The organism is Streptomyces sp. NPDC048255, assembly GCF_040652415.1.
Taxonomy (GTDB): Bacteria; Actinomycetota; Actinomycetes; order Streptomycetales; family Streptomycetaceae; genus Streptomyces.
The window spans coordinates 24,561-49,162 of sequence record NZ_JBEZMA010000017.1 but is presented as its reverse complement, the minus strand read 5'-3'; the positions used below and the strand labels follow the sequence as shown (position 1 = coordinate 49,162).

Sequence of the window (24,602 nt, the reverse complement as noted above, 5' to 3'; positions counted from 1 at the left end):
ATGGAAATCATTGCAGATTGGCGAGGGTGGTGAGCAACTCAGTCATCTCCTCGGGTGTGTTGTGCACGTGCAGACTCACCCGTACCGACCCCTCCTTGTCCGGCACCCCGGCCTGGCAGTGCCCGTCGGAGCGCACCATGAACCCGTGGCTGAACAGGATGAACCCGAGGTCCTGGGCGTCGATCCCGCGGTGCCGGAACGTCACGATGCTGCGCCGCCGCTGCACCGCCGACCCGGCCGCCAGGCTCGACCGGCAGCCGAGGACCTCGTACGCGGGCATCCGTGCGAGTCCGTCGGTCAGCAGGGAGGTCAGCGCCACCGTCCAGCGTTCGATGCGCTCGATGCCCGCCGCGTCGAGCCAGTCGAGGGCCGCCGCCAGGGAGACGATCCCGACCGTGTTCGGCGTACCGCTCCAGCCGCCTGGCCGGAAGGCGGGGCCGCGCTGCCCGCGGGCCCAGACCGCGCCGGTGCCGGGCAGGGCCATGGCCTTGTGGCCGGAGAAGACCACGAAGTCCACGTCGAGGCCGGCCACGGACACCGGGAGGTGGCCGACGCTCTGCGCGGCGTCCAGGCAGATGGGCACGTCCGGCCCGACCACCCGGCGGATGCGGTGCACGTTCATGTCGACCCCGTGCACGTGGTGCACGTGGGTGGCCGCGACGAAGCGGGTGCGCGGTCCGGCGATCCCTTCGAGCGCCTGCGGGTCGTAGTCCCCGGAACCCTCCTGGCGGGGCAGCTCCCGTACCCGGACGCGGACCCCCTGGCGGGCCAGCAGGTCCCGGGCCTCCAGCCACGGCGACAGGTTCGCCTGATGGTCGGCGAACGGGACGACGATCTCGTCCCCGTCCCCCAGCAGGCCGGGCAGCCAGTCCCGGGCGAGGGTGCGCAGCCCTTCCGTGGCCCCGCTGGTGAAGTGCACCGAGGACCGGTCCGGCCGCGGATCGCCCAGGAACTCCTTGATCCGGTCGCGGGCGCCCTCCACCAGGGCCGTCGTGGTGTTGGCCCACGGGTACGAGCCCCGGCCCGCGTTGGCGTTCGAGCGGACGAGGTAGTCCTGTACGGAGTCCAGGACGGCCTGCGGCTTCTGCGCGGTCGCCGCGCTGTCCAGGTACACCAGACCGGGATGGCCGAGCACGATCGGGAACTGGGCGCGCAGGCCGCGCTGCCACGACGCCAGTTCCGCGAGGTCCGCCGTGGGGTCCGCCGCCATGTCAGTCACGCACCAGCGGTGCTCCGGCGTCCCGCCAGGCGACGATGCCGCCCGCGAGACTTCGTACGTCGGGATGGCCCATCCGCGTCAGCAGGGCCGCGTACCGGGCGGACTTCTCGCCGACCGGGCAGGCCAGCAGCACCGGCTGCCGCTTGCTGAACGGCAGGCCGCCCCGGACGAGTTCGTCGAAGAGCTCGTCCACGATGTTCACCGAGCCGTCGATGTGCAGCGCGGCGTACGCGAACGGGCCGCGCAGGTCGACCACCAGCGGACGGCTCTCCTCCAGCCACTTGCGGGCTTCGCCGACCTCGATGGAGGAGGCCGACCGGACCTCGGCCTCGGTGAGCGTGGCCACCGAGTTGCGCACCGCGGGCCGGCCGAGCAGCTCCGGGCGGCGCCGGCGCACGTAGCCGAGATAGCTCTCCACCCGGTCGCAGACGATGAAGACGGCCGTCCTGCGCCCGGGCCCGGCGCTCTCGTGGTCCAGCGCCCGCAGGTGGCGCACGGCCCCGAAGTACGCCGCCCCGCCGGTCGGCCCGGCCAGCAGCCCGCAGCGGCGCAGCAGCGTCAGCATCCCGTCGAGGGCCTCGTCCGCGCTCACCGACTCGATCGTGTCGTAGGTCGCGGGATCGAAGATGCCGACCTCCTGGACCTCGTCGATGGTGCGGATACCGGGGATGAAGTCGGACTTCTCCCCGACCAGCCCGACGACCCGCACGTCCGGATCGTGGGCGCGCAGCGCCGAGGCCACCCCGGTGGACGAACCGGCGGTCCCCACGCAGGCGATGAACCAGTCCGGTGCGCGCCCGTCCAGATCGGCAACGATCTCCGGACCGGTGCCCGTGGCGTGCGCCTCGGTGTTGAGGGCGTTGAAGTACTGGTCCGTGTGGAGGTGCGCGCCGCCCGGGCGGTTGAGCTGCTGGTGGAAGAGGGTCAGCGGATCGTCGGTGTCGGTCGGGTCCAGGCATTCGCTCCGGCCGGGCAGCTCCTCGATCTCGGCCCCCAGCAGCAGGAGCAGGTCCTTGATCTCCGGAACGCGCATCCGGTTGGTGACGCTCTTGAACGGCAGCCCGTGCATCCCGGCGATGAGGGCGAGCGCCTTGGCGGTGTTCCCGCTGGACAGCTCGACCACCGTCTCGCCGCGCTCCCGGGCGCCGGGCAGACCGTCGCGCACCATGTTCCAGGCGGCCCGGTCCTTCAGCGAGCCGAAGGGGTTGAGCATCTCCAGCTTGGCGTACAGGTCGATGTGGCGCAGGCCGTGCACGGCCGGGTCGATGCGGACCAGCGGGGTGTTGCCGATGGCCTCGGTGATGCTGTCGTACCTCATGCGGACCGTCCCCCCGTACGTGTGACCGGCCAGTACTGCTCGTCGAGGCACCAGCCCCAGGAGCCGTTCTCCTCGTCCACGGCGGCCTTGCGGGCCGTGGGCTGCTGCTGGGCGCCGGTGGCGGTGAAGTCCATGCAGTAGCCGGCCGTGTTGGCGAAGGCGAGCAGGTCACCCGGCCGCGGCAGCCCGGGCAGGAACACCGTCCGGCGGGTGATCAGGTCGGCCTCCAGGCAGAGGTTGCCCAGGAGGTGGACGCCGACCGGCCCGCCGGTGCCGGTGCCTGTGCCGGGCGCGGCGGGGTCGCGGCGCAGGAGTACGGGGTCCACGAGGACCCCGTGGTCCTCCAGGCCCACGTCCCCCGCGTTCAGGGCGAGCCGTACGAGGTGGCCGTGGCCGCCGCCCTCGGGGGGCCGTACCTCCAGCACCCGCCCGAGGGTGACCCCGCACTGGTCCGTCAGGGCCCGGCCGGGTTCCGCGTAGAGGTCGCACAGGCTCTCCAGGAGCAGCGTGCCCAGCGGGCGTCCCAGGGTGGGCGCCGGGAGGGAGAGCAGCTCGTCGAGGTAGGCGGCGCCGGCCAGGGGGCGGTGCGCCGGGTACAGCCCCAGGGCCCCCTTGAGGGTGCCGTTCTCCACGCGCAGGCCGTAGCCGTGCCCGCCCCAGGTCAGCGGTGGCCGGCGGCCCATCACGGCGTGGGTGAGCTCGGTGGTGTACCGCTCCCACTGGGCGGCGTGGGCAAGGTAGTTGACGCCGAAGCCGCCGCCGACGTCGATGACGGACGGCTGGAACCCCCGGATCCGTAACTCCTCGGTGGCCCGCAGACAGCCCTCCAGAGCGGTCGCCTTCTCGTCCAGGCTCGTGGTGTCGAGGTGGTAGCCCACGCCGATCGGTTCGAGCGCGTCCCGGTGCCGTTCGAGCACGTCGAGCAGCCCGTCCAGGGCCTTGACGGAGGTCCCGAATCGGCTGCGGCGCGACAGCACCCTGGTGCCGGAGACCTCGAACTCGGACAGGCGCAGCAGGACGCGCAGCCGCGGCAGGCCGTACGCGCCGACGAGGGCGGCCGCGTCCGCCAGTTCCGCGGCCCCGTCGGCGTTGACGGTGGCCCCGCAGCGCGCGGCGAGCCAGAGGAACTCGGGGTCCTTCGGCCCGGTGACCATGATCCGGTCGCCGGTGAACCCCGACGCGAGCGCGTGCTGCAGCTCGCCGAGCGATGCGGCGTCGAGGGCGGCGTCGGTGGTGCTGAGCCGCCGGACCAGTGCGCTGGAGCGGTTGGCCTTGTGCGCGTAGTAGATCCGGCCGCCGAGGTGGTGGCGACGCAGGACGGAGCGGAACTCCGCCACGTTCTGCGCGAACTGCTGCGGCAGTACGAGGTTCAGGGGCGATCCGAGCCCGTCCACGAGGGCGTGCGGGAAGCCGGCCGTGTCCAGCAGGGACGCCAGACGTGGTGCCAGCCGCGGTTCCAGGTACAGAGGTGCGTCGCTCATCCCAGCTGTTCCTCCCCGACGAGGAATACGTACCGGTTTCGGCAAACGGTCATAAGACCGTAACCCTCACCGGGCCCTTTGCGCCCGGCCCGGCGCCGGAGGGACTGCAACCCGCCGCCGGACGGCCGGATCGGGACGGTCGGCGGCCGGGCGGCCATGAGGCTAGTATGTGGGAATGGAAATCATTCCCAATAACGATCTCGGCTCAGCGAGAGGCAGGTAACACCCTTGTCCGCCCACTGCCAACTGACCGGTGCCCGGCCCGGCTTCGGCAACACCATCTCCCACTCGCACCGGCGCACCTCCCGCCGCTTCGACCCGAACATCCAGCGCAAGCGCTACTGGCTGCCCGGCGAGGGCCGCTACGTGCGCCTGACCCTGAGCGCCAAGGCGATCAAGACCGTCGACGTCATCGGCGTCGAGGCGGCCGTGGCCCGGATCCGGGCCCGGGGGGTGAAGGTCTGATGGCGAAGAAGAGCAAGATCGCCCGGAACGAGCGGCGCAAGGAGGTCGTCGCGCGGTACGCCGCCCGGCGCGCCGAGCTGAAGGAGGTGCTGCGCCGTCCGTCCTCGACCGAGGCCGAGCGCCGCGACGCCCTGGCGGAGCTGCGCCGGCAGCCCCGCGACGCCAGCGCGACCCGCGTGCGCAACCGGGACGGTGTGGACGGCCGCCCCCGCGGTCACCTCCGCAAGTTCGGCCTCTCCCGCGTCCGCATGCGCGAGCAGGCCCACGCCGGGTTCCTCCCCGGAGTCACCAAGTCCTCCTGGTAGCACGCCCCGGCCCGGCGCCGGGAAAGGTGCGGGCCCGCACCCCCACCGGGGGTGCGGGCCCGCACCGGACAGCAGCTCGGTACGGGGTGTCAGCGCGCGTTTTGCTCCGGCAGGTCCACCTCGGCCGGAGCCGTGACCGCGAAGCCGCGGGCGGTGGCCTTCGCGGGCTGCTTACCGCAGAACGCGGCTTCGAGGGTGCCGCCGAGGGCCGTGTTCGCGGTGCCCCTGTTCGAGGTGTTCGCCATGGCGGCGAGGCTGCGGCGGCCGTCCCGGGTGGCGAAGGCGTAGGTGTAGAAGCCCTGGACGGTGCCCGTGTGACCGTAGACCGAGGTGCCGCAGGAGAGGTCGTAGCGGCGCAGGCCCAGCCCGTAGAAGCGGGTGTTCGTGGTGTCGGTCGGGGTCATGGTGATCATGGCGTCCAGCATCGACGGGGACAGCAGCCGGCCGCCGAGGAGCGCGGACGTGAAGGTGTTCAGGTCGGCCGCGTTGGAGATGACCGCCCCGGCGGACTGGGCCCACGACACCGTCTGCTCGGTGGAGTCCACGAGGGGCGCGCCCTCCTCGTCCGGGTGGAGGTAGCCGCGCGTGTGCAGCCCCTTGATGGTGGTGCTGGGGTGGACGTACGAGGTGTTGCGCAGGCCCAGGCGCTTGATGATGCGGCGGTCGTACTCCTTGGCCACCTTGTTGCCGGTGGCCTTCTCGATGAGCATGCCGACGACGACGAAGTTGGTGTTCGAGTACTTGTACGCCACGCCGGGCTCGGTCGTCCGCGGCTCGCTCAGCGACAGCCCGACGAGCTCCTGGTAGGTGAACACCTTGTTCCGCACGGCCTCGAACCCGGGCACGGTCTGGGCGAACATGGCGTTCGTGTAGTCCGCCAGCCCGCTGCGGTGGGTCAGCAGGTGCCGCACGGTGATCCGGTCGTCGGGCAGCAGGCCGGGCAGGTAGTGGTTGACGGAGGTGTCCAGGTCGATCTTCTTCTCGGCCACCAGCTGGAGCAGCACGACGGAGGAGAAGGTCTTGCTGACGCTGCCGATCCGGAAGCGGGCCTTGGTGTCCATGGCCGCACCCGTGGCCCTGTCGCGTACGCCCGTGGTCCTGGTGAGGACACCCTTCGGGCCGCTGAGGCGCACCATGGCGCCCGGAGCGCCGGCGTCGGTCGTGTTCTTCAGCGCCTGGGCCAGGGCCTCGAGGTCGGGAGCCGGTACGGCGGCCTCGGCGGCCGCGGCCGGGCGGGCCGGTGCGGCGTGCGCGACGGTCACCGGCGCGGCGGTGGCCACCAGGGCCAGCAGGGCGGTGGCGCTGAGGGCCAGACGTCGGTTGACGGGCAGAAGCATGCTGTTCCCCTGGAGGTATGGGTCCGGAAGAAGGCGGGCCTTCGCGGACTCGGCTGTGCGTGAGCTCAATTGGTCGTACTGAGCGGCACGAGCTTACGGAAGATCTACCAGGGGTTCGGTGAGAAGGCCGCGGGCGGTGGCACGCGGGCCGAAGAGCCGCACGCGAGCCAGGCCGGAGCGGCGGCGGGGGAGGGCCCGGACAGGACCTGGGCCCTGGGCGGGAGCGCCTTGGCGATCCGCCCTGATCGGCGAGCCGCCTCCTACGGGGTGCCGCGGAGGGAGGACACGCCGTCGGGGAGGGGCTGTTCGGCCCAGATGGTCTTGCCGCGGGCGTGGTAGCGGGTGCCCCAGAGCTGGGCCAGCTGCGCCACCATGAACAGGCCGCGGCCGCCCTCGTCCGTCTCCAGGGCCCGCCGGACGTGCGGGGAGGTGCTGCTGCCGTCGGAGACCTCGCAGATCAGTTCGCGGTCGCGGATCAGCCGCAGCCGGATCGGCGGGCTGCCGTAGCGGACGGCGTTGGTGACGAGCTCGCTGACCACCAGTTCCGTGGTGAACTCCAGCTCCTCCAGGCCCCATTCGGCGAGCTTCCGGGTCGCGAGCCCCCGGGCCCGGCCCACCACCTCGGGTTCGGACGCCAGCTCCCAGCTGGCGTGGTGGTCCGGATCCAGCCCGCGCACCCGCGCCATCAGGAGGGCGGCGTCGTCGTGCGGGCGGGTCGGCAGCAGGCGTCCCATCACCTCGTCGCAGACGGCGTCGAGGCTCCCGTCGGGCCGCAGCCCGCTCAGCGCCGTGCGCAGCCGGTCGAGCCCCGCGTCGAGCGGCTGGTCCTGCGAGCGCACCAGGCCGTCGGTGTACAGCACGAGCAACTCCCCGTCGGCCAGCGTCAGTTCACCGTTCTCGAAGGGGAGCCCGCCCCGCCCGAGCGCGGACCCGACGGGCAGGTCGAGGACCTCGACCCGGCCGTCCCGGGCCGATACGCGCGCCGGTGCCGGATGCCCCGCGCGGGCCAGCACGCAGACCCGTGAGACCGGGTCGAACACCGCGTACACGCAGGTCGTCCCGGCCGCCCCGCCCGTGAGCCCGTGGCCGTGCTCGTCCTGCAAACGGCCCACCAGGTCGTTCAGCCGGCTCAGCAGGTCCTCGGGCGGCAGATCGAGGTCCGCGAGGGTCCGTACCGCCGTGCGCAGCCGGCCCATGGTCACCACCGAGTGCAGGCCGTGCCCCACCACGTCCCCCACCACCAGTGCCACCCGCGCGCCCGACAGGGGGATGACGTCGAACCAGGCACCCCCCAGCACGGAGTGGCCGCTGGCCGGCACGTACCGGCCCACCGCTTCCACCGCGCCGAGCTCCGGCAGCCGCTGGGGGAGCAGACTGCGCTGGAGGGCCAGGGCCGTCGTGCGCTCCCGGGTGTACCGGCTCGCGTTGTCGATGCACACGGCGGCGCGTCCCACGATCTCCTCGGCCAGCAGCACGTCGTCGGCCTCGAACGGGTGCGCGCGCTCGGAGCGCACGAAGACCGCGGTGCCCAGCGCCGCGCCCCGCGCGAACAGCGGGACCAGCAGCCAGGAGTGGACCCCGTACTCGCTCACCAGGGCGGCCCGGCCCGGGTCCGCCGAGGCGAACTCGGCGACCAGCTCCGCACCCGTCATCAGCGCGGGCTCACCGCTCGCCAGCGACAGCGCGAAGGGCGACGCGGGCCCCGAGGCGAACTGGTCGACCTCGCCCATGGGGACCATCGCCTCGCTCCGCGCGCCCGGCGCGACCGAACTCGCGGCCCGGCGCTGCGGCACGGCTCCGCGCACCGGATCGTAGGCCGGACCGTGCGAGGGCTCCTCACCGCCGAAGACCGGGTCCAGCAGGTTGACGTAGGCGTGGTCGGCGAAGCGCGGGACGGCCACGTCCACGAGCTCCTGCGCGGTGGCCAGGACGTTGAGCGTGGTCCCGATGCGCGTGCTCGCGTCGTTCACCAGGGCCAGCCGCTCCTTGGCCCGGTCCCGTTCCGTCGCGTCGACCACCGCGTGCGCCAGCGCGATCACCTCCCCGGAGCGGCCGCGCAGGGGAAGGATCGACTCGGACCAGACGTGCTCGCGGTCCGGGTCGTCGGGGGTGCGGCCGCGGACCTCGGTGGCGATCAGGGCCTCCCCGGTCTCCAGGACGTGCCGCTGCCGCGCTTCGAAGGCCTCCAGGTCCAGCAGGCCGGGCGGCGCCACCTCGGCCATCGTGCGGCCCGTGCACTCCTGGCTGCCGAAGGTCCCGGTGCGGCGCTGCGCGTCGTTCTGGGCGAGGAAGCGCAGCTCCGTGTCGAAGACGTCGATGACCACCGGGGATTCGGTGAACAGCCCGCGCAGCAGGGCCTCGCCGAGTTCGTGCCGGCGTCTGCCGGCGGAGTCCCTCGCCAGGATCAGCCACTGCTGGTCACCGCCGGTGGTGGCCATCGGACGCACCTGGAGCGTCACCTCGACGGGCTGTCCGCTGCTGTGCCGCAGGACCGCGCGCCCCAGATCGACCACCGCGCCGGGCTCGCACCGCCCCACGAGTGCGGCGGCGTCCGAGCGCGTGTACAGCAGATCGGCCCCCCGCCGTCCCCGGACCTCCTCCGCGGTGCGGCCGAGCAGGCTCTCCGCGCCGGGGCTCAGGCCGATCACGACACCGTGCACGTCCAGCAGGGCGTACGCCTCGGACGTCTCGTCGCCTGGTTCCCCGGAGAGGCCGGAGGCGTCGGAGGCGTCGCGGAACAGGCCGTCGTGCATCACACCGCCCCACTTCTGGGTCCGAGGCCGTCAGGTCTGCCTCGCCGGGGCCGCTGTCCTGCTGTAATTGTCTCCTTGATCCTCTTCTGGTGCAGCCCGGTACGGCCCGGCGCGGCCAGCCCCGACGTTCGTGAGGAGTTCCTCCGTGAACTGGACGCTCGAAGTCATCCCGGTCCCCGTCAGCGACATGGACCGGGCGAAGGAGTTCTACGCCGGCAAGGTCGGTTTCAAGGTCGACCTCGACGACGAGGTCGCCCCCGGCATGCGCATCATCCAGCTCACCCCCGAGGGCTCGCGGTGCTCGATCGCGATGCTCCAGGGCATGCCCGCGGCGCCCGGTGCGAAGCCGATGGCGCCCGGCACCCTCCAGGGGCTCCAGCTGTGCGTCACGGACATCGAGGCGGCCCGGGCGGAACTGCTGGGCCGGGGCGTGGAGGTCTCCCCGGTCCGGCACGTCGGGGAGAAGGGCTGGGAGGACGGCAAGGGGGACACCTGGAACTCGTTCATGACCTTCGCGGACCCGGACGGCAACGGCTGGGTGGTCCAGGAGGCCCCGTCGGAGCTGTCGGAGCGCTGAACGGGCCGGGCGGCCGGGCAGCTCCTCCCCGTACGGGGACGGGCCTGCCGCGGCCGCCGCTCGCGCTCGGTCAGTTGGCGGCGTAGATGCGGACCGCGAACTCGGCGATGTCCTCGTCGGAGAGGTTCTTCGCCAGATTGGCCTCGGTGATCATGCCGACGAGGCGGTGGCCGCCGGCCACGTCGATGACGGGCAGCCGCTTGATCTGGTGGACCTCCATGGTGTCCACCGCTTCCTGCGCGTTGGACTCGGCGTCGACCCAGTGCAGGGTGCCGGCGAGTTCACCGGCGAGCATCCGGGCCGGGTCCTTGCCCTCGGCGCAGCACTTGACCACGATGTCGCGGTCCGTGATGAGGCCCTGGAGACGCTCGTCGCTGCCGCAGATGGGCAGACAGCCGACGTTCAGGTCGCGCATCATGCGCGAGGCGTCCAGCAGGGACTGGTCCTCCCGGACGCACGTCACGCCCTTGGTCATGATGTCCCGGGCCCGCAGGTTCCTGTCCATGGTTCCTCCTTGGCTCGCTCGTCCGTGCCCCGCTCTGTCGGGTTCTCCCCCCTACGAGGACAGCACGGATGGACGGGCGCGGCGCGCTGAGCACCCCGGGTGATCCGCGGACCGGTAGCGCGCCGCGGGTCAGGCCGTGGCTTCCGCCGCCGCGGGGGCGGCGGCGACGGCGGGCCCGGTGGGCGCCGGGGCGGGTCGCCGCCCGGCCAGCCGGCAGCCGAGGCAGTCCGCGTGCCCCTGGCGCGCGGAGGCGTCCCGTACCTTCATGCCCCACTGTGCGGCGGGCCGGCGGCCGGGCGGCTTGCCCCAGCCCGCGAGGTGCAGGCCCCACGTGACCAGCAGCGCCGCGGCCGATATGGCGAGCCCCAGCCAGATCCCCGGGCTCCAGCCGATGACGCCCACGGCGGTGACCGAGGTGCCGACCGTGGCGACGGCCGTACCGGTCCATCCGGCGACGGTGTGGCCCTCGTCGTAGGGGTGTGCGCTCATGTGCCTGCCTCCTCGTACCCGCCGGGCCGGGCTGCCGCGGTGTGGTCACGTGATCGGCGCCCGCCCTATGATGTCTTAGCAAGTAAGAAAGATATCTCATGAGCTAAGGGAAATTCAATGGAGGTCACGCCCGGCGCCACCGCCGCGGACGCCATCAAGGCGATGGACCACCTCATCGCGACGAGCATCGTCGGTCAGCAGGAGTTCGCCCGGAACCTCGGCCTGAACGTCACCGACCTGGTGTGCTTCGCGTACGTCCTGGAGGCCGGGGACTCGCCCGTCACCGCCGGTGACCTGGCCGGACGCGCGCACGTCACGACCGGAGCGGTCACCGGCATCCTCAACCGCCTGGAGCGCGGCGGCTTCGTGGTCCGCCGACCGGACCCGGCCGACGGGCGCCGGGTGCGGGTCGTCGCCGTCCCGGACGCCGTCGAGCGTGTGACCGCGATCTACGGGCCGTACTACGCGCGCCTCGCGGAGCTCTTCGCGCTCTACACGCCGGAGCAGACCGCCGTGCTCGCGGACTGGTTCACGCGCGCGGGCGCGCTGGCGCGCACCTACCTCGAGGAGTCCTGCGAGAGCTGATCCGGCGCCGGGGTCCGCCGCCGGGGGCCCGCCGCCGCCCGAGCGGGTCAGGCCTGCCGGGATACGGCCAACTCCCCGCGTTTTCCAGCCGCTCGGCGGCCCTGGACGGCTCCGGCCCTATCGTGGACCGCCTCGGCGCGTGCCGGTCCACCGCCGGCGCGGCATGCCGTCGACGGCCACCGAGTCGACGGCCACGGAGGGGGAACCGATGAGGCTGACCACGAAGTTCCGCACCGCCTCGCGCGGGGCGCGCCGCGGCGTCGTCCCGGCGGCCGTCCTGGCCGTGGCGGCGGCCGCGGGGGTGCTCGCGCCGGGCCCGGCCCACGCGGCGCCCGCGTGCGCCACCGCCGGGACGGCGGCGCCGCCGGTCCAGGTGGCGCACCTGCCCGACTGGGTGGAGTCGATCGCGGTCGACCGGCGCGGCCGGATGTTCGCCACCGCGTACTTCACGGGCCGGGTCTACCGCATCGACGCCCCCGGCAGCGCCCCCGTCGCCCTCACCGGGAACATCGGCGCCAACGGCGGGATCGCCGTCCGTCCCGACGGCCGGCTCCTCGTCGGCACCGGCAACGACCTCGTGCACTCGCTCACCGGTGACGTCCTGCCCGTGTCGAAGCTCCTGGCGGTGGACCCGGACTCCGGCGAGGTCACCACGTACGCCTCGGGGCTCGGCGGCATCGACGGCGTCGCCCTCGCGCCCGACGGCACCGTCTACACCACCACCCTGGGCGGCCGGAGCATCGGCCGCGTCACGCCCGACGGGCGGGTCGATCCCGCCTGGGCGAAGGTGGCCCAGCCCAACGGGATCGCCGTGTCCCCGGACGGCTCCGAGGTCTACGTCGTGCAGACCACCGTCGCCCCCGGGCTGTACCGGATCCCCGTCGCCGACCCCGCGCACCCGCGGCGCTGGATCTCCGCCGGGGCCTCGGACGCCCTCGCCCTCCCCGACGGGCTCACCCTCGACGGCCGGGGGCGCCCGCTGATCGCCACCCACGCCTCGGGGCAGATCTGGCGGGCCGAGGGCGGGAGCCTGTGCGCCCTGGAGTCGGGGCTGCGCCTGTCCACGCAGCTCACCTACGGGCAGGGCGACCGCGGGTTCTCGGCGGGCAGGCTCTACCGGGCCGGTGTCGACGGACGGATCTACGAGGTGCCCGCCGGCGCCGCGCCCGCGGGGAACGGCGCCGAAGCCGGGGGGAACAAGGCCGGGTAAATCGCACCAAGCGTTGCGCTGGGGGGCACCCTTTGAATGATCAAAGTATCGGGGGGTTAGCATGTGAGCGCCGCCTAGCTCGAAAGATAAGCCTGTGACTGTCAATGACGACTCGTTCACCAACTGGAAGAACCGCGAGGAGATCGCGGAGTCGATGATCCCGATCATCGGGAAGCTGCACCGGGAGCGGGACGTCACGGTCGTCCTGCACAGCCGTTCCCTGGTGAACAAGTCGGTGGTGAGCATCCTCAAGACCCACCGATTCGCCCGCCAGATCGACGGCGAGGAGCTGTCGGTCACCGAGACCCTGCCGTTCCTGCAGGCCCTCACGACGCTCGACCTCGGCCCGTCCCAGATCGACATCGGCATGCTCGCCGCCACGTACAAGAGCGACGACCGCGGTCTGTCGGTGGAGGCGTTCACCGCCGAGGCCGTCATCGGCGCCACGGGTGCCAACAAGATCGAACGCCGCGAGTCCCGCGACGTCGTCCTCTACGGCTTCGGCCGCATCGGCCGCCTCGTCGCCCGCCTCCTCATCGAGAAGGCCGGCTCCGGCAACGGCCTGCGCCTGCGCGCCATCGTCGTCCGCGGGGGCGGTGACCAGGACCTGGTCAAGCGCGCCTCGCTGCTGCGCCGCGACTCCATCCACGGCCAGTTCCAGGGCACGATCACCGTCGACGAGGCGAAGAGCACCATCATCGCCAACGGCAACGAGATCAAGGTGATCTACGCCAACGACCCGTCCGAGGTCGACTACACGGCGTACGGCATCAAGGACGCCATCCTCATCGACAACACCGGCAAGTGGCGCGACCGCGAGGGCCTCTCCAAGCACCTGCGCCCCGGTATCGACAAGGTCGTCCTGACCGCGCCCGGCAAGGGCGACGTCCCGAACATCGTGCACGGCGTCAACCACGACACGATCAAGCCGGACGAGCAGATCCTTTCCTGCGCCTCCTGCACCACCAACGCGATCGTCCCGCCGCTCAAGGCGATGGCGGACGAGTACGGGGTGCTGCGCGGCCACGTGGAGACCGTCCACTCGTTCACGAACGACCAGAACCTGCTGGACAACTACCACAGCTCGGACCGCCGTGGCCGTTCGGCGCCGCTCAACATGGTCATCACGGAGACCGGCGCGGCCTCCGCGGTCGCCAAGGCGCTGCCCGACCTCAAGGCGCCGATCACCGGCAGCTCGATCCGCGTCCCCGTCCCGGACGTCTCGATCGCCATCCTGAGCCTGCGCCTGGGCCGCGAGACCACCCGCGAGGAGGTCCTCGACTACCTCCGCGGCGTCTCGCTGCACTCGCCGCTGAAGCGCCAGATCGACTTCACCACCGCCCCCGACGCGGTCTCCATGGACTTCGTCGGCTCGCGCCACGCCTCGATCGTCGACGCGGGCGCGACCAAGGTCGACGGCGACAACGCGATCCTCTACCTCTGGTACGACAACGAGTTCGGCTACTCGTGCCAGGTCATCCGTGTCGTCCAGCACGTGTCCGGGGTGGAGTACCCGACCTACCCGGTCCCGGCGGTCTGACCTCGGCGGATCCCGTCCGGTCCGGAATGCTGACCGGAGCGCCCGGCCTGAACATCTGTTCAGGCCGGGCGCTCTTTTTTGATCACGGGGCGCAGCTGCGTCTGCGTGAGAACCATTACATTCGCCCCCAAATGGTCCGATTCAAGGAAATCATTGCGGTTCCGGAATCGTCATCTAGGGGCCGCTGCCGCGGCCCGCGCCACCGCCCGCCGGTCGGCGCCAGGGAGAGACATGGGACGCGCGCGCAGCTGGACGGGTGACTGGCGGATCGCACTGCCGGTGGCAGGCGGCGCCGCCGTGCTCGGGCTGGGCGGCCTCTACGTCACCGGACTCGTGACCGGCGGCGACATCGACCCGGGGACGCGGGTGCGGGGCGTGGACATCGGCGGGATGAGCCGGGCCCAGGCCCGCCAGACGCTGGACCGGGAGCTCGGACCCACCGCCGCGGCGCCGGTGTCGATGAAGATCGGCGACCGCGTCGAGAAGGCCGATCCCGCCGCGCTCGGGCTCTCCCTCGACACCGCCGCGACCGTCGAGCGCGCCGCACGCACGGGATACGGCCCCGGCACCGTCATCGGCGGGCTCTTCGCCGGCGGCGAGCGCGAGGTCGAGCCGGTGACCCGGATGAACGAGCCGACCGCCCGCGCCGCGGTCGACCGCATCGGCGCGAGCACCCGCCAGCAGGTCCGCGACGGATCGATCGCCTTCGAGAAGGGCACGCCGAAGCCCGTCACCCCGCTCACGGGCGTCTCCCTGATCACGGACCAGGCCTTGAACACCCTCCGCGACGCCTACCTGCGGGCCGGCACCGGCCCCGTCGTGATGCCGGTCGAGCGCACGCAGCCGCGGATCGGAGCCGAGGAGACCGGACGGGCCCTGCGGCAGTTCGCCCAGCCCGCGATGTCGGGCCCCGTCACGCTCACCGTCGCCGGCCGGCGCATACCCATAGGCCCCGCCGTGCTCGGCGGGCACCTGGAGATGAAGCCCGACGCCCAGGGCCGCCTCGTGCCGGCCCTGGACTCCAAGGGCCTGCTCGCCGACCCCGCCGTGGCCCGCCCGGTCGAGGCGGTCACCCGGGCTCCGCGCGACGCCGCGCTCGGTGTGGACGCGGACGGCCGTGTGGTGGTCGGGGACCACGGCCGCACGGGACGGCAGGTCACGCAGGAGGCGCTCGGCCGGGCCGTGCTGCCCCTGCTGACCCGCACGGGCGCGGCCCGCAGCGCCGAGGTCCCCACCGTGGAGGTCCAGCCCGAGCTCACGAGCGCCGAGGCGCAGCGTCTGGGCATCAAGGAGAAGCTCTCCTCCTTCACGGTCGAGTTCCCGGCAGCCCCGTACCGCACCACCAACATCGGGCGGGCCGTGGAGCTCATCAACGGCTCGGTGGTCCTCCCGGGCAAGGAGTGGAGCTTCAACCGGACCGTCGGCGAGCGCACCCCGGAGAACGGCTTCGTCGACGGCATCATGATCAACGACGGCCAGTACGTGAAATCGCCCGGCGGCGGCGTCTCGGCGGTCGCCACCACCATGTACAACGCCGCCTTCTTCGCGGGGGTCAAGACCGTCGAGCACGGCGCCCACTCCTTCTACATCGAGCGCTACCCCGAGGGCCGGGAAGCCACCGTCGCGTGGGGCATCCTCGACCTGCGCTGGGTCAACGACACCGGCCACGCGCTCTACGTCCGGGCCGAATCCACCGACACCTCGCTGACCATCACCCTCCTCGGCACGAAGAAGTACGACGAGATCCGTGCGACCCAGGGGCCGCGCACCCACGTGACGCCGCCCGGCAAGCGGACGGGCAGCGGACCGAAGTGCGAGGTCCAGACCCCGCTCGAAGGCTTCGACGTGGCCGTGGGCCGTGTCTTCGTAAAGGGCGGCAAGGAGGTCAAGCGCGAGGAGTTCACCACGCACTACACCCCGCGCGACGAGGTCACCTGCACCCCGGAGACCCCCGAGAGCCCGGGGACGCCGCAGACCCCGCAGAGCCCGCAGCCCGCCGGGACCGCGCAGCCGCCGGCCGCCGGGGTGTGACCGTACGGACGCGGCGTGCGCATTTCCGCAGCCACGGGCGCCCGGAAGTGCTACAACTGGGTGCGTGACCCTTCCTCGCCACCCGTGCCGGGCACGTCGGTGCGGTCACCCCTAGGCAACAGGTTCAGGAGCGTCGCCGGACAGGTATTCGTCCTCCAGGTGGCGATCGTGGTGTTGCTCGCCGCCGCCGCGCTGCTGGCGCTGGTCCTGCAGTCACGCCACGACAGCGACCGGGAAGCACGGAACCGGTCCGTCTCCGTCGCCCAGACCTTCGCCCACTCCCTGGGCCTCCAGGACGCCCTGAAGACCCCGGACCCGTCCGCCGTCCTGCAACCCCTGGCCGAGGCCACGCGCCTGGCCGCCGGGGTGGACTTCATCGTCGTGATGGACACCGACGGCATCCGCTACACCCATCCCCAGCCGGACCGCATCGGCAAGCGGTTCGTCGGCACGATCGAACCCTCGCTCGCCGGGCGCACCTACACCGAGAGCGTGGACGGCCCCCTCGGCAAGGAGATCCAGGCCGTGGTGCCGGTCACCGCGCCCGACGGCCGCGTCGTCGCGCTGGTGTCGGCGGGACTGACGGTGAAGAACGTGTCCGGTGTCGTCGACCGCCAGCTCCCGGTCATCCTCCTGGCCATCGCCACCGGTCTGGCCCTGGCCACCGTGGGCACCGCGCTGATCAGCAGGCGGCTGCGGCGCCAGACCCACGGGCTCGGCACGCAGGAGATGACCCGCATGTACGAGCACCACGACGCGGTGCTCCACGCCGTCCGCGAAGGGGTGCTGATCACCGACGGCGAACGGCGGCTCCTGCTGGCGAACGACGAGGCCAAACGGCTCCTCGGGCTGCCGGACGACGCCGAGGGACGCCACATCGGGGCCGTGCCGGGCCTGGAGCGCCGGATGGCGGACCTGCTGCTGTCCGGCCGGGTGGCCACCGACGAGGTCCTGGAGAGCGGGGACCGGCTGCTGGTGGTCAACCAGCGGCTCACCCGCCCCCGCGGCCGCCCGACGGGCACCGTGGTCACCATCCGCGACTCCACCGAGATGCAGGTCCTGACCAGCCGGGCCGAGACCGCCCGCAGGCGCCTGAAGCTGCTGTACGACGCGGGCGGCGACATCGGCACCACCCTCGACGTGGTCCGCACGGCCGAGGAGCTCGCCGCCGTCGCCGTCCCCCGCTTCGCCGACTTCGTGACCGTGGACCTGGCCGACTCGGTGCTCGACGGGGACGAGCCGGGCCCGGCCGCCGACATGCGGCGTACGGCGGTCAGCGGGATCCGCTCGGACCACCCCCTCTACCCCTGCGGCCGGCTGATCGACTTCCTGCCGTCCACCCCGCAAGCCCGCGGCTACGGCACCGGTGAGGCCGAGCTGGTGCCCGACCTCTCCGAAGCGCCGGGCTGGCACGCCCAGGACCCGCCGCGCGCCCAGGCCATCGTCGACTACGGGATCCACTCCCTCATCGCGGCCCCGCTGACGGCCCGCGGGGTCGTGCTCGGGGTGGTCAACTTCTGGCGCTCGCGGAAGCCGGAGCCCTTCGACGAGGACGACCTGTCCTTCGCCGAGGAGCTCGTGGCCCGCGCGGCGGTCGCCATGGACAACGCCCGCCGCTACACCCGGGAGCACGCCCTCGCAGAGACCCTCCAGCGCAGCCTGCTGCCGCGCGCCCTGCCCGAGCAGAGCGCCGTGGACGTGGCGCACTTCTACCTGCCCGCACAGTCCGGGGTGGGCGGCGACTGGTTCGACGTGATCCCGCTGCCGGGCAGCCGGGTCGCACTGGTCGTCGGAGACGTGGTCGGGCACGGCCTGCACGCCGCGGCCACCATGGGGCGGCTGCGTACGGCGGTGCACAACTTCTCCACCCTCGACCTGCCGCCCGACGAGATCCTCGCCCGCCTCGACGACCTCGTCCACCGCATCGACCACGACGGCGAGGGCGACGACGCGAACGGCGGCGTACTGGGCGCCACCTGCCTCTACGCCGTCTACGACCCGGTGTCCCAGCGCTGCACGATGGCGCGGGCGGGACACCTGCCGCCCCTGGTGGTCGCGCCCGACGGCACGACGGAGATCGTGGAGCTGCCGGCCGGGCCCCCGCTGGGGCTGGGCGGCATGCCGTTCGAGACCGCCGAGCTGTACCTGCGGGAAGGCAGCCAGCTCGTCCTGTACACCGACGGCCTGGTCGAGGAGCGGACCCGGGACATCACCGAGGGACTGGAACTGCTGCGGGCGGCGCTGAGCCACCCCGACCGGGATCCGCAGGAGAGCTGCCGGGCCGTGCTCGACATCCTGCTGCCCGAGCGGCCGACCGACGACGTGGCCCTGCTCATCGCGCGCACCCGGACCCTCGGGCCGGACCGGGTCGTGCAGTGGGAGGTGCCGTTCGAGCCCAGCGCGGTCGGCACGCTGCGCAGCCTCGCGGCGAAGAAGCTCGACGAGTGGGGCCTGCCGGAACTCGGCTTCGCCACCGAACTGATCCTCAGCGAGCTGATCACCAACGCCCTGCGGCACGGCAGCGCGCCGGTCCGCGTACGGCTGCTGCACGACCACACCCTGACCTGCGAGGTGTGGGACGGCAGCAGCACCGCACCGCACCTGCGGTACGCCGCCACGACGGACGAGGGAGGCCGGGGCCTGTTCCTGGTGGCGCAGCTCAGCGAGCACTGGGGCACCCGGTACACGCCCGAGGGCAAGGTCATCTGGGCGGAACAGGCCCTTCCCGGTGCCCAAGGGGGTGCGGCGCCCTCCCTGGCGGCCTTCCTGGACCTGGACGACGACGACCTCTGATCCGGTCGTGCCGCCGCGCGGGAGGCGCGCATCCAGGCCACACACGGGAGGCTTCAAGAAGAAAATTCTTGATGCCGCACTAGACTGACGGGTTGTTCGGTGCCGGACCGGAACAACCTGGGCAGACCTGGGCTCCGCCGGCGACCCGGACGTTTCCGGAACGAGACGCGAGGGCCGATGGCAGCAACACCTGAGCACGGTGAAACCACCCTGCTCGACGACGCGGCAACCAACGACGAGTCCGGCAAATCCGCCCGGTTCTCCGCCGGGCCCGCCGCTCCCGCGCGCACGCTCGTCGACGTCTTCGAAGCCTCCGTACGGGCGTACCCCGACGAACTCGCCCTGGACGACGGCGCCGCCCGGCTGACCTACCGGGCGCTGGCCGCCGAGGTCGAGCACCGGCGGCGCGCCCTCGCGGCCGCCGGAGTGGGGCTCGGCGACCGGGTCGGCGTACGCGTCCCGTCCGGGACCAACGAGCTGTACTCGGCCATCCTCGCCGTGCTCGCCGCGGGCGCGGCCTACGTGCCGGTCGACGCCGAGGACCCCGACGAGCGGGCCGAGCTGGTCTTCGGCGAGGCCGGGGTCCGGGCGGTGCTGGGCGCCGGAGGACGCGTCGACGTCACCGGGACCACCGGCCCGGCCGCAGCCGGCGGAGGCGGCGCCGCCCGGCCCGGCCCCGAGCACGACGCCTGGATCATCTTCACCTCCGGCTCCACCGGCAAGCCCAAGGGCGTCGCCGTCAGCCACCGCAGCGCCGCCGCCTTCGTCGACGCCGAGGCCGCGCTGTTCCTCGCCGAGGAGCCGATCGCGCCCGGCGACCGGGTCATGGCCGGGCTGTCCGTCGCCTTCGACGCCTCCTGCGAGGAGATGTGGCTGGCCTGGCGCTACGGCGCCTGCCTGGTGCCCGTGCCCCGCTCCCAGGTCCGCAGCGGCGCCGACCTCGGCCCCTGGCTGGTGGAGCAGGAGATCTCCGTGGTCTCCACCGTGCCGACCCTGGCCGCGCTCTGGGAGCCCGAGGACCTGGGCGAGGTCCGGCTGCTGATCTTCGGCGGCGAGGCCTGCCCGCCCGAGCTCACCCAGCGCCTGGTCACCGAGGGCCGCGAGGTCTGGAACACCTACGGCCCCACCGAGGCCACCGTCGTCGCCTGCGCCTCCCTCCTGACCGGTGAGGAGCCGATCCGGATCGGCCTCCCGCTGAACGGCTGGGAACTGGCCGTCGTCGACGAGTCCGGCGAGCCGGTTCCCATGGGCGGCAGCGGCCAGCTCGTCATCGGCGGCGTCGGCCTGGCCCGCTACCTCGACCCGGACAAGGACGCAGAGAAGTACGCCCCGCTGGAATCCCTCGGCTGGCAGCGCGCCTACCGCAGCGGTGACCTCGTCCGCGCGGAACCGGAGGGTCTGGTCTTCCTCGGCCGCGGCGACGAGCAGATCAAGCTCGGCGGCCGCCGGATCGAGCTCGGCGAGGTAGACGCCGCACTCCAGGCCCTGCCCGGCGTCGCCGGCGCGGCCGCCGCCGTCCGCACGGCGCGCAGCGGCAACCAGCTGCTCGTGGGCTACCTCGTCACCCAGGACGGCTGGGACCACGAGACGGCCGTGACACGGCTGCGCGCCGCGCTGCCCGCGGCCCTCGTGCCGCTGCTCGCGCCGGTCGCGGAACTGCCCACCCGTACCTCCGGCAAGGTGGACCGGGACGCCCTGCCCTGGCCGCTGCCCGAGCTGGAGACCACCGGCCCCACCGAGCAGCTGTACGGCACCGAGGCCTGGCTCGCCGAACAGTGGGGCGAGACCCTCGGCGTGGCCGTCACCAGCGCCGCCGACGACTTCTTCGCCATCGGCGGCAGCAGCCTCGCCGCCGCCCAGCTCACCACCCGGCTGCGCACCCGCTACCCGAGCGCGGCCGTCCTCGACATCTACCAGCAGCCCACCCTGCGCAAGCTGGCCCGCCGCCTGGAGAAGTCCGTACAGGAGGACGGCGCGGCCCGGACCGTCGTCCCGGTCCCGCTCCGCTCCAAGATCGTCCAGTCGCTCCTGCTGGTCCCGCTGTTCACCCTGGTCGGCCTGCGCTGGACCGTGGCACTGCTGGCGCTGGGCAACATGCTGCACTGGTTCGGGCCCTACCCGTGGGCGCCGACCGCCTCCTGGTGGCTCGTCGCCGCCGGCGCGGCCCTCCTCTTCAGCCCGCCGGGCCGGCTCGCCGTCGCCGCCGGCGGCGCACGCCTGCTGCTGCGCGGGGTGAAGGCCGGACGCTACCTGCGCGGCGGAAGCGTCCACCTCAGGCTGTGGACGGCCGAGCGGCTGGCCGAGTACGCCGGCGCGACGCAGCTCACCGGCTCCTGGCTGGAGCGCTACGCCCGGGCACTCGGCGCCAAGATCGGCCCCGAGGTGGACCTGCACGCGCTGCCGCCCGTCACCGGAATGCTCAAACTCGGCCGCGGCTGCGCCGTGGAGTCCGAGGTGGACCTCTCCGGGCACTGGCTCGACGGGGACCGGCTGGTGATCGGCCCGGTCAAGGTCGGCGCCGGAGCGGTGGTCGGCACCCGCAGCATGCTCTTCCCCGGCGCCCGGGTCGGCAAGCGGGCCGAGGTGGCCCCCGGCTCCGCCGTGGTCGGGCAGATCCCGACCGGCCAGCGCTGGGCCGGGGCGCCCGCCGGGAAGGTCGGCAAGGCCAAGCGGAACTGGCCCAAGGAGCGCCCGCCGCGCGCCGTCCACTGGCGCGCCATGTACGGGGCGACCGGCTTCTGCCTCACCGCCCTGCCGGTGCTGGCCACCGTGCCCGCCCTGCTCGTGCTGAGCCGGTTCGTGCCCGCCGACGCCGGGATCGCCGAGGCCCTGCGCGGAGCGCTGCTCGCCGTGGTGCCCGGGGCGCTCGCCTTCGGGTTCGCGTACGCACTGCTGCTGCTGGCCGCCGTACGGCTGCTGAGCCTCGGACTGCGCACCGGGAACCATCCGACGCACAGCCGGATCGGCTGGCAGGCCTGGACCGTCACCCAGCTGATGGACCTGTCCCGGGAGACGCTCTTCCCGCTGTACGCGGCGCTGATCACACCGGTGTGGCTGCGGCTGCTCGGCATGAAGATCGGCCGCGGGGCGGAGGTGTCCACCGTCCTCGCGCTGCCGAGCCTCACCACCGTCGGCGAAGGCGCGTTCCTCGCCGACGACACCCTGACCGCCCCCTACGAGCTCGGCGGCGGCTGGATGCGGATCGGCCACTCCGAGATCGGCCGCCGGGCCTTCCTCGGCAACTCCGGCATGACCGCGCCGGGCCGCAGCGTGCCGGACGACGGGCTGGTCGGCGTGCTGTCCGCCACCCCGAAGAAGGCCAAGAAGGGCAGCTCCTACCTGGGCCTGCCGCCGGTCCGGCTGCCCCGCTCGGCCGCCGGCTCCGACCAGAGCCGGACGTACCACCCGCCCGCGCGCCTGCTGTGGGCGCGCGGCCTGGTGGAGCTGTGCCGGCTCGTCCCGGTGTTCTGCTCCGCCGCCCTGGCCGTGCTGACCGTGGCGGCGCTCTGCGCGCTGAGCGCGACGGGCGGCCTGGGCATCGCGGGAGCCGCGCTGCTGTCCGGAGTCACGCTGCTCGCGGCCGGTCTGGCCGCGTGCGCGGTCTCCGTGGCCGCGAAGTGGCTGCTGGTGGGCCGGCACCGGGCGGGGGAGCACCCCCTGTGGAGCGGTTTCGTGTGGCGCAACGAGCTGGCCGACACCTTCGTCGAGGTACTGGCCGTGCCGTGGCTGGCCGGATCCGTCCCCGGTACGCCGCTGCTGTCCTTGTGGCTGCGCGCGCTCGGCGCCCGGATCGGCCGGGGCGTGTGGTGCGAGAGCTACTGGCTGCCGGAGACGGACCTGGTGGTGCTGGGCGACGCGGTCAGCGTGAACCGGGGCTGCGTACTGCAGACGCACCTCTTCCACGATCGGATCTTGAGAACGGATACTGTGGTCCTCCGCGAGGGCGCCACCCTGGGCCCGGGCGGAATCGTCCTGCCAGGGAGTACCGTCGGAGCCCGCAGCACCCTGGGTCCCGCCTCCCTCGTGATGGCCGGGGAGTCCGTCCCCGCCGACACCCGCTGGCTGGGCAATCCGATCGAGGCATGGCGGTCCTGACCGGTCCGTCCACGCCCCAGCACGTCGTACGAGCACAGCGCAGGGAGCGGAAGCGGCAGTGAGCGGCCAGAAGACAACGGCATCGGACCCGTACTTTCCGGCCAACGGCGACCCCCGTTACCGCGTGCACCGGTACGAACTCGCTCTGGAGTACCGTCCCGGCCCCAACCGGCTGGCCGGGACGGCCCGGCTCAGCGCGATCGCCGGGCGGGCGCCGCTCACCGAGTTCCACCTGAACCTCGCCGAGTTCAAAATAGGCCGGGTCCTGGTGAACGGCCGGGCCCCGCACTACGCCCACCGCGGCGGCAAGCTCCGGATCCGGCCGCCCAAGCCGCTGCCCGCGGGCGCCGCCTTCACCGTGGAGGTGCACTGGGCGGGCAACCCCAAGCCGGTGCGCAGCCCCTGGGGCGGCATCGGCTGGGAGGAGCTGGCCGACGGCGCGCTGGTGGCCAGCCAGCCGGTCGGCGCACCCTCCTGGTACCCCTGCAACGACCGGCCCGCCGACAAGGCCTCGTACCACATCTCGGTCAACACGCCTTCGCCGTACACGGTGGTGGCCGGCGGCCGGCTGCTCACCCGCACCACCAGGGCCAGCACCACCACCTGGGTGTACGAGCAGTCCGCGCCGACCTCCAGCTACCTGGTCGGCCTGTCCATCGGCATGTACCAGACGGTGCTGCTCGGCGATCCCGGGCTCGGCGGCGTACCGCAGAGCGCCCACGTGCCGGCCCACCTGCTGCCGCAGTTCTCCCGCGACTTCGCCCGGCAGCCCGCCATGATGCAGCTGTTCGAGGAACTGTTCGGGCCCTACCCCTTCGGCGAGTACGCGGTGGTCGTCGCCGACGAGGAGCTGGACGTCCCGGTGGAAGCCCAGGGCCTCTCCCTGTTCGGCGCCAACCACGTCGACGGCGTACGCGGTTCGGAGCGGCTCATCGCCCACGAGCTCGCGCACCAGTGGTTCGGCAACAGCGTGACCATCGCCGACTGGCGGCACATCTGGCTGAACGAGGGCTTCGCGAAGTACGCCGAATGGCTCTGGTCGGAGCGCTCCGGCGGCCGCACCGCGCACGAGCTGGCGGCCGCCGCCCACCGGCTGCTGGCCTCGCAGCCGCAGGACCTCCGGCTGGTCGACCCGGGCCGCAAGCTGATGTTCGACGACCGCCTCTACCAGCGCGGGGGCCTCGCCGTGCACGCGGTGCGCTGCGCGCTGGGCGACGACGCGTTCTTCCGCATGCTGCGCGAGTGGGCCACCGTGCACCGGCACGGCGTCGTGTCCACGGCCGGCTTCATGTCCCATGCCGCCCGCTACGCGGCCGAGCCGCTGGAAGACCTGTTCTCGGCCTGGCTGTACGAACCCTCCCTTCCGCCGCTGCCCACCGCGAAGCGCGTACGCCCGTCGATACCGGCCAGGCCCGGATACCCGCCCACGAACGGCGGAGCCTCCCGGTAGGGAGCGTCCGCCCGGGGGAACCGCGCACCCGTGCGACCGCGTCCCTCAGGGGCATGAGCGGAAGAACATCAGGACAGAGCGCGGGCCGGGCCCGGAGACAGGCGGGGGGACGGATCCTCGCCGGCCTCGGTGCCACGGTGGCGGCGATGGTGTGGGTGCCGCGGGCCGCCTTCAGCATCGACGGCGGATTCGAGGGCCATGCCCGCGACCTGAGCGTGGTCTTCGTCGACCTGCCGCTCATCGTGCTCGGCGGCGCCCTCGTACCGCTCTCCGTCTGGACGCTGACCATGAGGTGGACCCGCCGCCCCTGGATCGGGGCCCTCGCGGCCGCGGCCGCGCTCGCGCTCGGGGTGTGGGGGCTCACCGAGTGGTGGAACCCGCGACAGCACCCCGATCCGGGCTACGACATCCCCAACATGTGACCCGCCCGGGCGGCCCGGTGTCCGCCG

At 73.0% G+C, this 24,602-nt stretch carries 18 protein-coding genes; 11 read left to right on the top strand and 7 right to left on the bottom strand.

The annotated features are described in order from the left end of the window. Positions 1-7: 7 nt before the first annotated feature. The 3 genes from AB0D94_RS16345 to AB0D94_RS16335 are packed head-to-tail and all read right to left on the bottom strand — an operon-like array spanning position 8 to position 4,018. Complete coding sequence (locus tag AB0D94_RS16345) at positions 8-1,210, bottom strand: aminotransferase class V-fold PLP-dependent enzyme (protein WP_362051883.1); 1,203 nt, start codon at positions 1,208-1,210, stop codon at positions 8-10. A 1-nt stretch (position 1,211) separates the two neighbouring features. Further along, the gene (locus AB0D94_RS16340) at positions 1,212-2,537 is read right to left on the bottom strand and encodes a pyridoxal-phosphate dependent enzyme (RefSeq protein WP_362051737.1); all 1,326 of its coding nucleotides are present in this window, start codon (positions 2,535-2,537) and stop codon (positions 1,212-1,214) included. Then, entirely contained in the window at positions 2,534-4,018 is a 1,485-nt protein-coding gene (locus tag AB0D94_RS16335) for a Y4yA family PLP-dependent enzyme (protein WP_362051734.1), read from the bottom strand. The genes AB0D94_RS16340 and AB0D94_RS16335 overlap by 4 nt, the downstream gene beginning before the upstream one ends. Positions 4,019-4,246: 228 nt before the next feature. Between AB0D94_RS16335 and rpmB the strand changes: the two genes are divergently transcribed. Beyond that, positions 4,247-4,483, top strand: coding sequence for a 50S ribosomal protein L28 (rpmB, locus tag AB0D94_RS16330; RefSeq protein ID WP_362051732.1), 237 nt, complete (start codon positions 4,247-4,249; stop codon positions 4,481-4,483). After that, on the top strand, positions 4,483-4,788 hold the full coding sequence (gene rpsN / locus AB0D94_RS16325; RefSeq protein ID WP_362051729.1) for a 30S ribosomal protein S14: 306 nt from the start codon (positions 4,483-4,485) through the stop codon (positions 4,786-4,788). The genes rpmB and rpsN overlap by 1 nt, the downstream gene beginning before the upstream one ends. An 89-nt stretch (positions 4,789-4,877) precedes the next feature. Here rpsN and AB0D94_RS16320 read toward each other — a convergent pair whose 3' ends face one another. Both AB0D94_RS16320 and AB0D94_RS16315 read right to left on the bottom strand, forming a co-directional pair. Beyond that, positions 4,878-6,125 carry a serine hydrolase domain-containing protein gene (locus tag AB0D94_RS16320; protein WP_362051727.1) on the bottom strand — a complete coding sequence of 416 codons (1,248 nt, stop codon included), beginning with the start codon at positions 6,123-6,125 and terminating at the stop codon, positions 4,878-4,880. Positions 6,126-6,385: 260 nt separating this feature from the next. Then, entirely contained in the window at positions 6,386-8,878 is a 2,493-nt protein-coding gene (locus AB0D94_RS16315; protein WP_362051725.1) for a SpoIIE family protein phosphatase, read from the bottom strand. A gap of 145 nt (positions 8,879-9,023) precedes the next feature. Here AB0D94_RS16315 and AB0D94_RS16310 point away from each other — a divergent pair, with 145 nt between their 5' ends. Beyond that, the gene (locus AB0D94_RS16310) at positions 9,024-9,455 is read left to right on the top strand and encodes a VOC family protein (protein WP_362051723.1); all 432 of its coding nucleotides are present in this window, start codon (positions 9,024-9,026) and stop codon (positions 9,453-9,455) included. Between the two features lie 70 nt (positions 9,456-9,525). On the opposite strand, the gene AB0D94_RS16305 is transcribed toward AB0D94_RS16310, so the two are convergent. Beyond that, entirely contained in the window at positions 9,526-9,960 is a 435-nt protein-coding gene (locus AB0D94_RS16305) for a CBS domain-containing protein (protein ID WP_362051721.1), read from the bottom strand. Positions 9,961-10,089: 129 nt separating this feature from the next. Beyond that, entirely contained in the window at positions 10,090-10,449 is a 360-nt protein-coding gene (locus tag AB0D94_RS16300) for an HGxxPAAW family protein (RefSeq protein WP_362051719.1), read from the bottom strand. 117 nt (positions 10,450-10,566) lie between these two features. On the opposite strand from AB0D94_RS16300, the gene AB0D94_RS16295 reads away from it, so the two are divergent. The 8 genes from AB0D94_RS16295 to AB0D94_RS16260 all read left to right on the top strand — a co-directional run bounded on the left by AB0D94_RS16295 (position 10,567) and on the right by AB0D94_RS16260 (position 24,575). Continuing rightward, entirely contained in the window at positions 10,567-11,034 is a 468-nt protein-coding gene (locus AB0D94_RS16295; RefSeq protein WP_362051717.1) for a MarR family transcriptional regulator, read from the top strand. 208 nt (positions 11,035-11,242) lie between these two features. Further along, positions 11,243-12,244 (top strand): SMP-30/gluconolactonase/LRE family protein, encoded by a 1,002-nt coding sequence (locus AB0D94_RS16290; protein ID WP_362051714.1) that lies wholly within the window; start codon positions 11,243-11,245, stop codon positions 12,242-12,244. A 94-nt stretch (positions 12,245-12,338) separates the two neighbouring features. Then, a complete protein-coding gene (locus AB0D94_RS16285) occupies positions 12,339-13,784 on the top strand; it encodes a glyceraldehyde-3-phosphate dehydrogenase (RefSeq protein ID WP_362051712.1) in 1,446 nt (481 codons plus the stop codon). A 231-nt stretch (positions 13,785-14,015) separates the two neighbouring features. After that, positions 14,016-15,815, top strand: coding sequence for a VanW family protein (locus AB0D94_RS16280; protein WP_362051710.1), 1,800 nt, complete (start codon positions 14,016-14,018; stop codon positions 15,813-15,815). 159 nt (positions 15,816-15,974) lie between these two features. After that, complete coding sequence (locus tag AB0D94_RS16275; protein ID WP_362051708.1) at positions 15,975-18,608, top strand: SpoIIE family protein phosphatase; 2,634 nt, start codon at positions 15,975-15,977, stop codon at positions 18,606-18,608. Between the two features lie 177 nt (positions 18,609-18,785). Beyond that, a complete protein-coding gene (locus AB0D94_RS16270) occupies positions 18,786-22,703 on the top strand; it encodes a Pls/PosA family non-ribosomal peptide synthetase (RefSeq protein ID WP_362051706.1) in 3,918 nt (1,305 codons plus the stop codon). Positions 22,704-22,761: 58 nt separating this feature from the next. Continuing rightward, positions 22,762-24,153, top strand: coding sequence for a M1 family metallopeptidase (locus AB0D94_RS16265; RefSeq protein ID WP_362051704.1), 1,392 nt, complete (start codon positions 22,762-22,764; stop codon positions 24,151-24,153). 53 nt (positions 24,154-24,206) lie between these two features. Next, complete coding sequence (locus AB0D94_RS16260; protein ID WP_362051702.1) at positions 24,207-24,575, top strand: hypothetical protein; 369 nt, start codon at positions 24,207-24,209, stop codon at positions 24,573-24,575. Positions 24,576-24,602 lie beyond the last annotated feature (27 nt).

Bases quoted from the DNA above. Each gene is read 5' to 3' on its own strand.
- AB0D94_RS16345 (WP_362051883.1), bottom strand. From the start codon at position 1,210: ATGGCGGCGGACCCCACGGCGGACCTCGCGGAACTGGCGTCGTGGCAG.
- AB0D94_RS16340 (WP_362051737.1), bottom strand. From the start codon at position 2,537: ATGAGGTACGACAGCATCACCGAGGCCATCGGCAACACCCCGCTGGTC.
- AB0D94_RS16335 (WP_362051734.1), bottom strand. From the start codon at position 4,018: ATGAGCGACGCACCTCTGTACCTGGAACCGCGGCTGGCACCACGTCTG.
- rpsN (WP_362051729.1), top strand. From the start codon at position 4,483: ATGGCGAAGAAGAGCAAGATCGCCCGGAACGAGCGGCGCAAGGAGGTC.
- AB0D94_RS16320 (WP_362051727.1), bottom strand. From the start codon at position 6,125: ATGCTTCTGCCCGTCAACCGACGTCTGGCCCTCAGCGCCACCGCCCTG.
- AB0D94_RS16315 (WP_362051725.1), bottom strand. From the start codon at position 8,878: ATGCACGACGGCCTGTTCCGCGACGCCTCCGACGCCTCCGGCCTCTCC.
- AB0D94_RS16305 (WP_362051721.1), bottom strand. From the start codon at position 9,960: ATGGACAGGAACCTGCGGGCCCGGGACATCATGACCAAGGGCGTGACG.
- AB0D94_RS16300 (WP_362051719.1), bottom strand. From the start codon at position 10,449: ATGAGCGCACACCCCTACGACGAGGGCCACACCGTCGCCGGATGGACC.
- AB0D94_RS16295 (WP_362051717.1), top strand. From the start codon at position 10,567: ATGGAGGTCACGCCCGGCGCCACCGCCGCGGACGCCATCAAGGCGATG.
- AB0D94_RS16290 (WP_362051714.1), top strand. From the start codon at position 11,243: ATGAGGCTGACCACGAAGTTCCGCACCGCCTCGCGCGGGGCGCGCCGC.
- AB0D94_RS16280 (WP_362051710.1), top strand. From the start codon at position 14,016: ATGGGACGCGCGCGCAGCTGGACGGGTGACTGGCGGATCGCACTGCCG.
- AB0D94_RS16270 (WP_362051706.1), top strand. From the start codon at position 18,786: ATGGCAGCAACACCTGAGCACGGTGAAACCACCCTGCTCGACGACGCG.
- AB0D94_RS16260 (WP_362051702.1), top strand. From the start codon at position 24,207: ATGAGCGGAAGAACATCAGGACAGAGCGCGGGCCGGGCCCGGAGACAG.